This window comes from Streptococcus sp. HMSC067H01 (genome assembly GCF_001814775.1).
In the GTDB taxonomy this organism is placed as follows: domain Bacteria; phylum Bacillota; class Bacilli; order Lactobacillales; family Streptococcaceae; genus Streptococcus.
On record NZ_KV817792.1, the window covers coordinates 51,403 to 65,468 of the forward strand.

At 41.1% G+C, this 14,066-nt stretch carries 15 protein-coding genes; 2 read left to right on the plus strand and 13 right to left on the minus strand.

Going from position 1 to position 14,066, the window contains the following annotated elements:
• Positions 1–107 precede the first annotated feature (107 nt).
• Together HMPREF2987_RS05150 and HMPREF2987_RS05155 are read right to left on the minus strand one after the other, a co-directional pair.
• Complete coding sequence (locus tag HMPREF2987_RS05150) at positions 108–824, minus strand: YebC/PmpR family DNA-binding transcriptional regulator (protein ID WP_075229615.1); 717 nt, start codon at positions 822–824, stop codon at positions 108–110.
• A gap of 96 nt (positions 825–920) precedes the next feature.
• Positions 921–2,291: an MATE family efflux transporter gene (locus HMPREF2987_RS05155; RefSeq protein WP_075229616.1), complete on the minus strand. Its 1,371-nt coding sequence runs from the start codon at positions 2,289–2,291 to the stop codon at positions 921–923.
• Positions 2,292–2,412: 121 nt separating this feature from the next.
• Here HMPREF2987_RS05155 and HMPREF2987_RS05160 point away from each other — a divergent pair, with 121 nt between their 5' ends.
• Positions 2,413–2,967 carry a GNAT family N-acetyltransferase gene (locus HMPREF2987_RS05160; protein WP_075229617.1) on the plus strand — a complete coding sequence of 185 codons (555 nt, stop codon included), beginning with the start codon at positions 2,413–2,415 and terminating at the stop codon, positions 2,965–2,967.
• A gap of 355 nt (positions 2,968–3,322) precedes the next feature.
• Here HMPREF2987_RS05160 and HMPREF2987_RS05165 read toward each other — a convergent pair whose 3' ends face one another.
• The 7 genes from HMPREF2987_RS05165 to HMPREF2987_RS05200 form a co-directional block, all read right to left on the minus strand.
• Positions 3,323–3,517 (minus strand): PspC domain-containing protein, encoded by a 195-nt coding sequence (locus tag HMPREF2987_RS05165; RefSeq protein ID WP_075229618.1) that lies wholly within the window; start codon positions 3,515–3,517, stop codon positions 3,323–3,325.
• A 175-nt stretch (positions 3,518–3,692) separates the two neighbouring features.
• Positions 3,693–4,847 (minus strand): recombinase RecA, encoded by a 1,155-nt coding sequence (gene recA, locus HMPREF2987_RS05170; RefSeq protein WP_075229619.1) that lies wholly within the window; start codon positions 4,845–4,847, stop codon positions 3,693–3,695.
• A gap of 41 nt (positions 4,848–4,888) precedes the next feature.
• Positions 4,889–6,157 (minus strand): competence/damage-inducible protein A, encoded by a 1,269-nt coding sequence (locus HMPREF2987_RS05175; RefSeq protein ID WP_075229620.1) that lies wholly within the window; start codon positions 6,155–6,157, stop codon positions 4,889–4,891.
• 79 nt (positions 6,158–6,236) lie between these two features.
• Positions 6,237–7,256: a glycopolymer--peptidoglycan transferase LytR gene (locus HMPREF2987_RS05180; protein WP_075229621.1), complete on the minus strand. Its 1,020-nt coding sequence runs from the start codon at positions 7,254–7,256 to the stop codon at positions 6,237–6,239.
• Positions 7,257–7,260: 4 nt separating this feature from the next.
• Positions 7,261–7,782: a GNAT family N-acetyltransferase gene (locus tag HMPREF2987_RS05185; RefSeq protein WP_075229622.1), complete on the minus strand. Its 522-nt coding sequence runs from the start codon at positions 7,780–7,782 to the stop codon at positions 7,261–7,263.
• The gene (gene tsaE / locus HMPREF2987_RS05190) at positions 7,772–8,215 is read right to left on the minus strand and encodes a tRNA (adenosine(37)-N6)-threonylcarbamoyltransferase complex ATPase subunit type 1 TsaE (RefSeq protein ID WP_075229623.1); all 444 of its coding nucleotides are present in this window, start codon (positions 8,213–8,215) and stop codon (positions 7,772–7,774) included. The genes HMPREF2987_RS05185 and tsaE overlap by 11 nt, the downstream gene beginning before the upstream one ends.
• 433 nt (positions 8,216–8,648) lie before the next feature.
• Positions 8,649–10,070, minus strand: a complete 1,422-nt coding sequence (locus tag HMPREF2987_RS05200) for an NCS2 family permease (protein WP_075229625.1) — start codon at positions 10,068–10,070, stop codon at positions 8,649–8,651.
• 197 nt (positions 10,071–10,267) lie between these two features.
• Here HMPREF2987_RS05200 and HMPREF2987_RS05205 point away from each other — a divergent pair, with 197 nt between their 5' ends.
• Positions 10,268–11,080 (plus strand): Cof-type HAD-IIB family hydrolase, encoded by an 813-nt coding sequence (locus tag HMPREF2987_RS05205; protein ID WP_075229626.1) that lies wholly within the window; start codon positions 10,268–10,270, stop codon positions 11,078–11,080.
• Between the two features lie 133 nt (positions 11,081–11,213).
• Here HMPREF2987_RS05205 and HMPREF2987_RS05210 read toward each other — a convergent pair whose 3' ends face one another.
• The 4 genes from HMPREF2987_RS05210 to ruvX form a co-directional block, all read right to left on the minus strand.
• On the minus strand, positions 11,214–11,639 hold the full coding sequence (locus HMPREF2987_RS05210) for an SP_0198 family lipoprotein (RefSeq protein ID WP_075229627.1): 426 nt from the start codon (positions 11,637–11,639) through the stop codon (positions 11,214–11,216).
• Between the two features lie 86 nt (positions 11,640–11,725).
• Positions 11,726–12,964 carry a bifunctional folylpolyglutamate synthase/dihydrofolate synthase gene (locus HMPREF2987_RS05215; RefSeq protein ID WP_075229628.1) on the minus strand — a complete coding sequence of 413 codons (1,239 nt, stop codon included), beginning with the start codon at positions 12,962–12,964 and terminating at the stop codon, positions 11,726–11,728.
• Positions 12,965–13,325: 361 nt separating this feature from the next.
• On the minus strand, positions 13,326–13,631 hold the full coding sequence (locus tag HMPREF2987_RS05220) for a DUF1292 domain-containing protein (RefSeq protein ID WP_000017624.1): 306 nt from the start codon (positions 13,629–13,631) through the stop codon (positions 13,326–13,328).
• Between the two features lie 15 nt (positions 13,632–13,646).
• Positions 13,647–14,066 (minus strand): Holliday junction resolvase RuvX, encoded by a 420-nt coding sequence (gene ruvX / locus HMPREF2987_RS05225; RefSeq protein ID WP_075229629.1) that lies wholly within the window; start codon positions 14,064–14,066, stop codon positions 13,647–13,649.

Below are 14,066 nucleotides of genomic sequence, written 5' to 3' on the forward strand. Positions count from 1 at the left end.
TTAGAAAAGGAAAAACAAGCATGGACAAAATGGCACTCCTAACCGCAGAAAAACTTTATGAATTTGCTACAAGTAAAAAACAGTGACTCGGCACTGTTTTTTTTGTATTAAAATCCATCAACGTTCGTATAAATCTTTTGGACATCTTCGTCGTCTTCAAGGACTCCATACAGTTTTTCAAAGGTTGCAAGGTCATCACCCGATAATTCCACTTCTGATTGAGGAATCATCTCAAGTTCTGTGACTTGGAATTCTTCGATACCAGATTCACGCAAAGCCACAATAGCTTTGTGAAGGTCAGTTGGAGCTGTGTAAACAGTGATTGTTCCTTCTTCTGCTTCTACATCATCCACATCGACATCTGCTTCTAGCAAAAGTTCAAAGATTGCATCAGCATCGTCACCTGCAAATACGATAACGCCCTTGTTGTCAAAGAGATAAGATACAGAACCTGAAGCTCCCATATTCCCACCGTTTTTACCAAAGGCTGCACGCACGTTGGCAGCTGTACGGTTAACGTTTGAAGTCAAGGTATCAACGATTAGCATTGAACCATTTGGTCCAAAACCTTCATAACGGCCCTCTGTAAAGGTTTCGTCTGTGTTTCCTTTTGCTTTATCGATTGCTTTATCAATAACGTGTTTTGGCACTTGCGCTTGTTTAGCACGGTCGATAACGAATTTCAAAGCTGAGTTTGATTCTGGATCTGGATCGCCTTTTTTAGCTGCTACATAGATTTCTACACCAAATTTTGCATATACTTTCGAGTTAGCTCCATCTTTAGCCGTTTTCTTGGCTACGATATTGGCCCATTTACGTCCCATTAGGAATCTCCTTTTTTCACATTTTAATCTTCCTTATTATAACACAAGTCTATCCGATTTTCACTAGAGGAAACGGATTTTCTTTCGCAAATCCCGTTAGGATTTCACTCCACTCAGCAAGAGCTTCTTGCCCTCCTTTATCCAAGGGTGCTTGAAGAGCGAGAAGTAAAGTTGGATGGTCATAGCTAGCCAGATAAGGGGTTCGCAAAAAATAACACCTAAATAGCCAGACCAAGGAATAATCCAAGCAACAAAGGCAATCTTTCCTATAAGTTCAATAAAACTAGATACCAAAGGAAGGAGCTTTTGCCCTAAACCTTGCAAGCAATTCCGATAAATCAGCAAGAGACTCAAGATGGGATAAAAAGTAGAACTGATGCGCAGATACAAAGTGCCATTTTCTACCAAATAAGAGTCTGTCGAGCTTGCCAGGAAGGAGACCAAGGCAGGACTGGCAAAGAATAGGAAAATACAGACAAAGGCTGCCCAAGACATACTCAAACGACTAGAAATCCGAAGTCCTTGGACAATGCGGTCTGGCCGCTTGGCTCCATAGTTTTGAGAGGTGAAAGTCGTTATGGAGGCCGAAATAGAGGTCATCGGTAGTAAAGCAAAGGTCATAATACGCCTTGCCGCCGTTTGAGCACTGATAATGACTGCTCCAAAACTATTAACCGATGATTGTAAAATGACGCTACCAATAGAGACAATAGAACCCATCATCCCCATAGCTAAGCCTTGCTCCAAAAGATCTACATAGAGGGCCTTATCCCACTTAAAATGCTTGAGACTAGGCAGCAACTCAGGCACACTCCTGCGGATATAGAAAAAGCAGAGAAGAGCTGATAAACCTTGCGATATGATTGTTGCAAGACCTGCAGATTGGACTCCCAATTGCAGTTGTGTGATAAAGTACAAGTCAAGGGCAACATTGACCAGAGCTGAAAAAACCAAAAAGCCAAGTGCCGCAAGGCTGTCACCAACTGATCGCAATAAACCTGCAAAGAGATTGTAGGCAAAGCTGACGCCTACACAACTGACAATCATAGAGATATAATCGTAAGATTGGGAGAGAATTTCTGCAGGAGTTTCCAGATATTGGAGAAGTGGATAGAGACCAACAAAGCCTATCGCCATAACAATCACACTTAAAAGAGCCCCTAAAATCCAAGTAGCTGCGACAGCTTCTTTAATCTTTGAAAAGTTACGAGCTCCGTAATAGCGGGCAATCACCACTCCCATTCCATTGCCAACTCCAAGGGCAAAACCGATAATCAAATCAAAGATAGCCGTTGTTGCCCCAACAGCCGCCAAGGAGGATGGGCCTAGAAAACGTCCAACAATCAAAATATCAGCCGTATTGTAGAGTTGCTGAAAAATATTAGACAACAAGATTGGAAAGGCGAAGCTCAAAAGCGAGGGAAGGATGGGACCATGAATCAGGTCCACAGTTGATTTTTTATTCATAAGGCTATTATATCAGCTTTCTAGAAGAGGAACAAGGTCAGACTTAGCCTCTAACCCCCAAGAAAGCGGTTGCCTAGAAACTAACAATTTGGTATAATCGTGACAGAAAAGGAGTTTATGCATGAGCTTAACCAGCCAATTAATTACAGATGTATTTCCAGACCTTGAGAAAGTTGAAAAGTTAAATATCGAAGCCTTTCCTGAAGAAGAGCGAGTGTCCCTGTCTGAATTTTTACAATATCAGGATCGAGACGATGCCCACTTTTTCGCCTTTTACAACGAAGAGGAATTTGTAGGATTTGCCTTTGCCATTTCCAATCAAAAGGCTTTCTACATAAGTTTTTTTGCCATTATGCCTCATTTGCGTAGCCACGGCTATGGCAAAGAAATCATTGAAAAGCTGATTGATTTTTACCAGCGTACCATGATTCTTGAAGTTGAACGTTTGGATGAGGAATGCGATAACCTCGAACAGCGAAAAGCCCGCATGGAATTCTATACACAAAATGGCTTCAAAACCGCCAATGCCTTTTTGGAGTACGAAAGTCTTAGTTTTGAGATTCTATATCGTGGCGACCACTTTGATGAAGAAGCCTACCGTGATATCTTCCAAAAATTGCAAGAAGAAAATTATTTCGACTTCCACATAGAGTACCGTCGTTTCAGCGACCACTAACCTATACTGCAGTCTTTAACTTCCCAGTAAGAAACTGCAAATTTCTCTACAATGAATACCCAATCACCTGCACTACAGGTGATTTTTTTGTGATTCCGAAATAAGATAAAAACTTGGAAAAAATTATCACCGCATATCACAAATAAGAGACTGGGACAAAAGTCCTAGCCTCTCAATTGTCTTTGGATTGCCGAGCAAGACGCAGTGGTTGAGTGGGCTCTTCTACGCTGATTTCATCAGCTTTTACAGCCCTACTCAACTGTGCGGAGGTGGGACGACGAAATCGAATTCTAACGAATTACCGATTTCTGTCCCACTCTCTTATCATGATTTGTCTCATAAAGATGCACTAAGTTTACGCTTCTGTTCCAGCTTCTGGCATGATGAGCCAAAGAATGAGGTAAGCAAGAATTCCTGAACCACCTAGCAAAGTGAAGAGGATCCAAAGTCCACGAACAAGTGTTGCATCAATATCTAAATAGTCAGCAAGACCCGCACAAACACCAGCAATTTTTTTATCTTGAACATTACGAACTAAACGTTTTTCCATACCAACAGTCTCCTTAGCATTACTTTTATTCTCAATTTATTTTATTATCAAAGTAATCTTTTTGCAATAGTCTTCCTCATTTATATTGCGAAAACCTATCAATCCTGCCCTCATAACCTTGTTTTTTCTTCTCATATAGCAGAAAAAGTGGGGATTCCTCCACCACTTTCACTTTTTAATCTTCAATTTCGATTTCAAGATCATCGCCAAGGTCAAGAGTTACTTCTTGATTAGCTACTTCTACTTCGGTATCCTTTACTTTTTCATCGGCTACTGCATCGTCTTCAATCAAGCCAAACTTGACACGAACTTGGTGGTCAATCTCGTCAAAAATTTCTGGGTGATCCGCCAAGTATTTCTTAGCATTTTCAGAACCTTGTCCAATCTTTTCGTCTTTATAAGAATACCATGCTCCTGCTTTCTTGATGATGTCAAGATCACTTGCAATCTTCAAAAGCTCACCAGTTCTTGAAATTCCTTCACCATACATGATTTCAACAAAGGCTTCTTTAAATGGTGGAGCCACCTTGTTTTTAACAACCTTAATCTTGGTTTCTTTACCTACACTAGTATCTTTTTGATCACCAGTTCCCTTGATTTGTGTGCTTCCACGAACATCCAAACGGACAGAAGCGTAGAATTTAAGGGCGCGTCCACCAGGAGTTGTTTCTGGATTACCAAACATAACCCCTACTTTTTCACGCAACTGGTTGATAAAGATAGCAATCGTTTTTGTCTTATTGATTGAAGCTCCAAGTTTACGCATAGCCTGACTCATCATACGAGCTTGAAGACCAACGTGGCTATCTCCGATATCCCCATCGATTTCCGCACGAGGAACAAGGGCAGCAACTGAGTCAATAACGACAAGGTCAACGGCACCTGAATCGATCAATTTCCCCGCAATTTCAAGACCTTGCTCACCTGAGTCTGGTTGTGATAAGAGCAATTCATCAATATTAACACCAAGAGCTGCTGCATAGGCTGGGTCAAGAGCGTGTTCCGCATCGATAAAGGCTGCAATTCCGCCTTCTTTTTGCGCTTGCGCTACCGCATGAAGGGCAACAGTTGTCTTACCTGATGATTCTGGTCCGTAGATTTCAATGATACGTCCCTTTGGATAACCACCTGATCCGAGTGCGATATCAAGAGCCAAAGAACCTGAGCTCATCACTTGGACCTTTTGCTCGGCACGCTCACCCAAGCGCATGATTGACCCCTTACCGAAGTCTTTTTCGATCAATTTAAGGGCATCATTCAAGGCTTTTTCACGATCAGCACCGAATTTTTTGCCAATTTCGTCTAATTTTTTTGTTGGTTTTTTCGCCATTTTATTCTCCTGTATTCTAATAGTCCTTAGACCTTCTTCTATTATAACAAATCTCCAGCACTTAATAAAGCTTTGCGAACTAGGTTAAAGGCATGTAAGACTGCAATTTCTCGAACATCTCCACGACTTCTACCTGCGATATTTGCCTGGATAACTTCTGTACCCGAAGCTTGCGCTAAAGCAATGAAGACTGTACCTGCTGGATGTCCTTCTAGACTATCTGGACCAGCTACTCCCGTCAAACTAATTCCAAAATCTGACTGGGTCTTGATTCGTGCCTGTTCAGCCATTTTTTCAGCAGTAAAGGCTGAGGCAACTCCATGTTTTTCCAATTCAACTTGTGGAATATCAAGCATCTTAGATTTTTCTTCAAGGCTATAAGTCACAAAGCCACCTTTAAAGATAGCAGACACACCTGAAAAATCTGCCAAAGTTGCTTGAAAAAGTCCTGCCGTCAAGCTTTCTGCTGCGGTGATGGTTTTCTTTTGCTTTTTCAACTCTTCTACTACTAGGCTAGCCAAGCTAGTTTCTTCTCCATAGCCATAGCAAATTTCTCGAAGAGAAAGCCCCTCAAAGGTCTCTCTTTCAAGGATTTCCTCTGCTAACTCAACTAGAACACGATCCGCTTCTTCCTGACTGTCCGCCTTGGTAGACAAGCGAAGAGTCACCTCTCCAGTTTTAGCGTAAGGCGCTATGGTTGGATCCGTTTGCTGATCAATCAAATCTGATAGAATCGTCACTAGCTGACTTTCACCAATGCCAAAGAAACGCATGACATGCGAATAAAGCTTAGAGCCTGTTGTCAATCTCGGAAGTAACTCATTTAAGACCATAGGTTTCAATTCACTTGGAGGTCCTGGTACGACAACATAAGTGACTCCCGCAACCTTAATCATGCCACCTACTGCTAGACCCGTTTCATTTGGTAGCGGGGTCGCACCTTGGATGATTTGCGCTTGGCGCTCGTTGTTAGGAGTACGAGCATAGTCTGGTCTTTGAGCAAAAAAACGATCTAGTTTAGCCTGAGCTTGAGGATCAAAAACCAAATCTCGGCCCAAAAATTTGGCCACAGTTTGCTTGGTCAAGTCATCTTCCGTCGGACCCAAACCTCCCGTTAGAATGACCAGATTACTACGATTGCTAGCAAGCTCCAACAAGGATAAGAGACGACTTTCATTATCTCCCACAGCAGTCTGAAAATAGACATCCACGCCAATTTCAGCCAACTTTTCAGACAAGAATTGAGCATTGGTATTGACAATCTGACCCGTTAAAATCTCTGTCCCAACAGCTATAATTTCTGCTTTCATTTTTTCCTCCTACTTACCTATTCGGATTTCTTTGAAAAAATCGCAGGAAAATTCCTACGATTTGATGGATAGTCTCTTCTTATTCTGACTCTTCAGAAGATGGTGGCAAGTGGCCAAAGAGATTCTCATATAAAATCACATTGGTTTCCAACTCAGTTACCTCTGGTTTATCTACTGATCGACGTAAGAGATTCTGCATCTCTAACATATGCTCGGCGGAAACGATCTGGTAAGAAATCCCGTCAATCATTTCACCTTCACCACGTAATTGCTGGGTTTCGATATTTTTAAAGGCATCCTGATAACCCATCAACTGAGGAATGGTTGTTGTTGTAATCTCAATATTTGTCTGCATATTGTCACTAAGAGCCTTCAAAATGTCTTGGTAGTGACTCACACTGTTCAAACTGAGAATTTTCTCCACAACCTTTTGAATCACTTCACGTTGGCGTTTTTGACGACCATAGTCCCCTTCAGGATCCTGATAACGCATACGTGAATAAACAAGGGCTTCGTCACCATTGAGGGTTTGCTCACCGACTCCAATCGAAATCGTGTTAAAAGGTTCCTGATCTTGAATAGAGATTGGGAAGCCAAGTGTATTGTTCACTGTAATACCACCTACGGCATCAACCATTCTTTGAAGACCATGCATATTGACCATCACATAACGATCGATGTGGATATTCATCATCTTTTCAATAGTTGAAATAGCCAGCTCTGCGCCACCATTAGCATAGGCAGCGTTAAGTTTAGCCTCCCTTACACTACCGTCTGGTTGCTGAATTTGCGTCAGAATATCACGTTCCAAACTCATCATGATAGTTTTCTTGGTTTTAGGGTTTACTGTCACCAAAATCATCGAATCACTGTTACCTGCCCATGGGTCTGTACGCTCAACGTTCCCCGTGTCCACACCCATCAGTAAAATCGTCAGTGGCTCAGTCGCTTCAATTACCTTGGTTTCTTCCCCGATTTTTTTATAGGTTTTGGCTAGAGTCTGCGTACTTTGCTGATAAATTGTATAGGCATAAGCTCCTACACCTAGCACTGTCACAAGGACCAAACCCAAAAACATTCCAATTATTTTTTTTACCATACTCTTATTCGTCTATCAGTTGACCCATCAGGTAAACATCTAGAAACTCTCCTCCTTCTATACAAGCACCACGCTCCTGTGATCCTTCTATGATAAAACCCATTTTTTCATACAAATGAACGGCAGCTGTATTGCGTTTTTGTACTGTCAATTGTAAGCGGCGAATACTACCGCTAGATTTAGCCCATTCAATCGCTTCTTCCATCAAGATACTACCAAGGCCACAGCCCCAAAAAACTTTCTTGATTCCCAAGAAAACATCTCCGATATGACGGACCCTCGGTCGTTGGTCAGCTGTAATATTGATTATGCCTGCAAGATCATCATTCAAAAAAGCTAGTAGAGTGATTTGATTATCTGACTGGGCTTGTTGGTTAATGAACAACTCCATCTCAGACTCACTCATTGAGATTCCATTTTCATCCAAACTAGTAAAAGTCGACTCTTGTCCTATCTGATCCAGAAGGTTAATGACGGCTGAGGCATCATGGATTTCTACCTCACGAATTAAAAGATCATACTCCATCCGTCAACCTCTTTACTAAGTCTGTAGCCCTGCTACCATAAGGGTGAAAGATAATTTCTCGTCCCTCATCTGTTTTCAAGATTTCTAACTCTAGATAGTCTTTAGGCAGGTCTTCTCCTAGCAGATGCCCCCACTCGATAACTGTTACACCTTCTCCAAAAAGGAACTCATCTAGGTCAATCGAGTCAGCATCTCCTTCGATGCGATAAACATCTAAATGATACAAGGGTAGACGACCTTCATACTCTCTAACGATGGTATAGGTTGGACTCTTAATCATTTGATGAATCTCTAACCCCTTTGCCAGACCTTTTGTTAGGGTCGTTTTCCCAGCACCTAATTCACCAGTTAAAATCAAAACATCATTTTTTTCTAGCAGAGAACCCAGCTCTTTTCCAAGTGCTATCAGCTCATCTTCATTTTTTGTGTACATGTTACTATTATACCAAAAAGTTTTCTTTTGTGACATTTCCATCAACAAAAAACGAAGCTGTTGGACAGAAATCGATGGTCCAAATCTCCTTTTCCTAATCCTAGACCAGCAGAGCATCAAAAATAGACTGATTTGTTAAAGTTTATGAATCTAAAAAATGAAACTTTGGTTAAGAAATATTTGGATAGTAAAAAACCAATCATCAGGCATTTTATACTCAATGAAAATCAAAAAGCAAACTAGGAAGCGAGCCGCAGGTTGCTCAAAACACCGTATTGAGGTTGTGGATAGAACTGACCAAGTCAGTAACACATATACGGCAAGGCGAAGCTGACGTAATTTGAAAAGATTTTTGAAGAGTATTAAAAGTTCACTGCTCACAAAAAGGAGGCCGAGAAAAAAACCGCCCTCCCTCATTTTTAAGTTTTTGTCCTTAGTTTAGAGCCATGCTGATGTAGTTCAAGATGAACAAAGCATCCAAAATCCAAATCATAGCGTGTACGTCTTTAACTTGACCTTTGACAATTTTCGTCAAAGTGTAAGTTAGGAAGCCAATCGCAATCCCCTGAGTGATTGAGTAGCTGAATCCCATGAAGATAGATGTGAAGAAAGCAGGCACTGCTTCTGACATATCATCCCAAGGGATGTTTTTAAGATTAGAGAGCATCATGATTCCGACGATAATCAAAATTGGTGCTGTCGCTGCCGAAGGTACAATAGCAAGAAGTGGGCTAAAGAAGCTAGATAGGGCAAAACAGATAGCAACTACTAATGCTGTCAAACCAGTACGTCCACCAGCACCGATACCTGCTGCTGATTCGATATAAGTTGTAACGTTTGAAGTACCAGCAATGGCACCAACTGAAGTCGCTACCAAGTCAGAGTAAAGAGCCTTATCCAATTTATCTGACTCATGGTTTTCACCGTTTGTTGCAACGATACCAACTTTTTCACCTGTACCGATAAGAGTACCAATTGTGTCAAAAATATCAGTCAATGAGAAGGCAAGAATAGCCATCAAGGTTTCTGGTAAACGAGAAGTATTTGAAATCAAAGATCCCAAACCTTCTGATCCAAGACCTGCACCGAACAAAGTTCCCAAATCGTTAATCGCTGATGAAAGATTGTTGCTTGCAAAATCAATACTAGACAAATCAACAACACCAACTGCAATTGCAAGAACTGTAGTTGTTAAGATAGAAAGGATGATACCACCTTTGATCCCCTTAACAACGAAGAAGATAGTAATGGCAAGACCTGCAAGAGCTACCAAGACAGCTGGAGTGTTGAAGTCTACCAATCCTGGAACAGCTACTGAGTTTGCAGTAAGTGCTGCTTGAGCCTTATCTGCTCCTTCACCTGCTACTGTATAAGTCCCTGGGTCAATTGAGAATTTCAAAAGACCAGCATTCTTAATCCCGACATAGGCAAGGAAAACGCCAATACCAGCTGAGATTGCTGAACGAAGAGTTGTAGGAATGGATTCGATAATCATTTTACGAACATTGGTTAATGTAATAATCAAGGAAATAATCCCACAGATGAAGACCATACCAAGGGCTTCTTGCCATTTATAGCCCATCCCAAATACAACCGTAAAGGTAAAGAAGGCATTTAGTCCCATACCTGGTGCCTGAGCATATGGCAAATTCGCATAGAAGGCCATCATTGAAGTTCCTACAACCGAACCAATGATTGTCGCTAAGAAAACACCTTGAACTGGCATTCCAGTTTGTGAAAGCATTTGAGGGTTTACAAAGAGAATATAACTCATTGCAAAGAATGTTGTTAAACCAGCAAGCACCTCTGTTCGGACATCTGTCCCGTGCTCTTTTAGTTTAAATAGTTTGTCCATTTTTAATCTCCTTTGTCATTTTACGAACAATAGAACCATTATATCATCAATCATTCACCTTTTCAAGGTGTTTTTTTAAAAAATTAAAAAACACTAATAGATATTGTTCTCCCGCATTTCACTTAGAGTCAGCTTTTCTCTCCGCTTTTTGATATAATAGAAAACATCTTATCTGAAACTAGATTCGGGAGGATCTTATGACTAAAAAAATGATTGCCGTCGACTTGGACGGAACCTTACTTAATGGCGAAAGCAAACTATCGGATTTTACCAAGAATACTATCAAACAAATATCTAAAAAGGGCCACCATGTCGTAATTGCAACAGGTCGCCCTTATCGTATGGCTAAAGATTTTTATGACCAGCTTGAACTTGAAACGCCTATGATCAATTTCAATGGTTCACTCACTCACCTGCCTGGTAAGGTTTGGGACCATGAAAAATGCCTGACTGTTGATAAAAAATATCTCTTAGATATGGTTCAACGAAAAGAGGAAATTGAGGCAGACTTTATTGCAGGTGAATACCGTAAAAAGTTTTACATTACGGCTCCAGACAAGGAGATTGCCGACCCTAGGTTATTTGGTGTTGAAAACTTCAAACCTGAAAATCAATTTAATTCTGAGCTTGTCACCAAGGATCCTAACTGCATTTTATTGCAGACTCGTGCAAGTGACAAATATGCCCTCGCAGAAGAAATGAACAGTTTTTACAAGCATCAACTCAATATTAATACTTGGGGTGGTCCTTTAAACATCCTCGAATGTACGCCTAAAGGTGTTCACAAGGCCTTTGCTCTTGAATACCTCCTCAATGTCATGAATGTGGATAGAAAAAACTTGATTGCCTTTGGCGACGAACACAATGACCAAGAGATGCTTTCCTTTGCAGGCACAGGATATGCTATGAAAAATGCTAATCCTGCTCTACTTCCTTTCGCTGACCAACAGTTATCCCTAACCAACGAGGAAGATGGGGTTGCTCACTTTTTACAGGAACTCTTCCTTTAACATCATCCATTCTGTACTTTTGGGTTGAACTCAACTACCTTAAAAGTATGGAATTTTTTAATCACCAGAAATTGATGGAAGAAAAAAGGACTTGAATCTGGTTTATTTAGATTCAAATCCCTACAAATAATGTTTATTTCTTTAACACGATACGGTCTGAAATCTCACGATCCATATCATCAATGATAATCTGGTTTTCTTCTGCTACATAAACCTTGATATCATCTCCAACAAAGGCTCGCTGGTTTTCTGGTTCGAAGGTTACCTTTTTAATTTTCTGATCACCATCAGGCTCTACTTCCGTCCATGTTCCAGTGTTTCCAGTAACGACCAAGGTAATGGTGTCGCCATCATCTTGTCCCGTATAGGTTCCATCAATATTAGTTACTGAACTAGCTGTTGAACTAGAAGCAGATGTTTCCGATTTCTGACTAATGCTCGCTTCTGCACTACTACTTGCTTGAGAGGAAGGAGTTGACTGCGCTTTTGGGGAGCAAGCAACTAAGAGACTAAGACTTGCCAAAGCAGCAAGAGAAAGTGTGAATTTTTTTAGTGACATAGGGTCTCCTTTCTTTTAACAACTATGAAGCAACATAATACTGCTGAGCCATTCCACCTCTACTATATCAAATAAAGAGAGCGGGGTCAAACATTCACAAGATAGGCACGAACTTCAGATATAAAATAGAGGGAACCTGTCACAAAAAGCAAGTCTTTCTCTCCTGCAGAAGCTTCAAAAGTATCTATAAATTCTTGATAGGAACTAACTATTCTATAACCACTCAAGTCTTGCTCCTCTAAGGAGCCTTGGTAATCAAAACTCGTAACATAGAGATCTGCGTCAGGTAAATGCTCTGTTAAATAAGTAAGCATACCACTGTAATCTTTACGCTTTAAAGCTCCAAAAAGGATTTGAGGTTGATAACCTTGCTGGTTTTTCCCCTGAATAAACTCGACCAAGCGCTCTAGAGCTGGTAAATTGTGGGCCCCGTCCAGATAGATGTGTTCAGTGATAGCCTCTAGACGCCCAGCCCAGCTGGTTGTTTTCAGAGCACACCGGATAGCTTCCTCATTGAGCTTTTCACCTCTTTGTGTCATAAACAACAGAAATGCCTGCAAAGCAAGGGCGGCATTTTCCTCTTGATAAGCTCCTTCCAAACCCAGTTTTAATTGGGTCAAATCCTCTAGAGAAGAAGAAAAATTTCCTGATTTGAAAGAAAAATCTCGGTCAGCTTGATAGAGAGTCACACCTAAATCTTCCGAAACCTTTTGACAAACAATCTGTGCTTCCGGTGCTAGGTTGGCAATAACGGCTGACTTGCCTGACTTAAAAATCCCTGCCTTCTGCTCTGCAATTGCTTCCAGACTATCGCCCAAGGTCTCTTGGTGATCTAGGCCAATCGATGTAATAACTGCAATCTCTCCAGTTACCACATTAGTGGTATCAAGAAGTCCACCAATCCCAACTTCTAATAGAACTAGATCCACCTCTTGTTCTTTAAAATAGAGTAGAGCAATTAAGGTCAGCAACTCAAAAAAGGATAGCTGATCGTGAGTTTCTAGAAGTTCTTGCTCCATCGTCTTGACTTGATCTGCTAAACGAATAAAATCTGCGTCCGATACGGGGGCGCCATTAATGCAGATGCGATCATGGATGCTGACAATGTGGGGCGAAGTAAAGGTGCCAACCGTTTTCCCATGGGCAACAAAAAGCTCCCTCATAAAAGCAATGGTTGACCCCTTGCCATTTGTCCCTGTCACATGGATAATTGGATAGGTTTGCTCAGGGTTTCCCAGTAAATCTACTGCCCTTTGCATTCGTCCTAAACCTGATCTGAAATTCAATCCAATCCGACTATGGAGCCATTTTTCTACTTCAATCATGCTTATCTCCTTAACAAAAAAGCGAAGATTCTCTTCGCTTTTTACTCATTTTGCTAGATACTAGCTAAATTTTATTTTTAGCGTCAGGGTAAAAATGTTCACTGAACATTCCAACTCTTCCTAACTTCTGAGTTGGGCTGATACAGTTTCCCTGACTTACCAGCTCTCTCTTAATTCAAGGAGCTGGGCTAAAAACGTCCACTGGACTTACCAGTTCTCTCTTATTTCAAGGAACTGGGCTGATACAGTCTACCAGACTACCTGCGTTTCTAATTTCTAGCGCAGGGCTAAAAACGTCCACTGGACGTTCCTACTTTTTCTTATTTCTAGAAGCAGGGCTGATACAGTCTCCCAGACTGTATCACTCCTCCATAAAGCTGTTGAAGACTTCTTCAATCATGTTCCATTCATCTTCTGAATCTTCAGGGATTGGTTGCAATTCGCCTTCTGTTCCATCTTCATTTTCGATGAATGAGTATGCTTGGATTTCAACTTCGCCGTTTTCATCTTCTTCTGCGTTAACTGGTACAAGAAGAACATAGTTTTTACCAAATTCTTCTTTTCCGTCAATGGTCAAAAGGATTTCAAACAAAGTTTCGTTTCCTTGCTCATCTACAAGTGTAATAAGTTCACGTTCTTCGTGATCGTGGTTGTGATCGTGTGACATAGTTTCTCCTCTGTCTTAAAATTTTCTATCTAAATAATTTTGCAAAATCAATTGAGCAGCTAATTTATCAATAACTTTTTTACGCTTATTGCGACTAATATCCGCTTGCTCAATCAACATACGCTCAGCGGCAACCGTAGTCAAGCGTTCATCTTGATAATCTACCGGTAAGCCAAAGAGCTCTACCAACTTCTCGCCATATGCCTGGCTAGCTTCCACCCGAGGTCCACTGGTGTTGTTCATGTTTTTAGGCAAACCAACAACAAAACGATCTACCTTATAGGTAGTAACCAGTTCCTTGAGGCGTTCAAAACCGAACTCTCCCTGTTCTTCATTGATTTGGATGATTTCAAGCCCTTGTGCCGTAAAACCTAACGGGTCGCTAATCGCTACTCCTACCGTTTTGGAGCCAACGTCCAATCCCATAATTCTCAT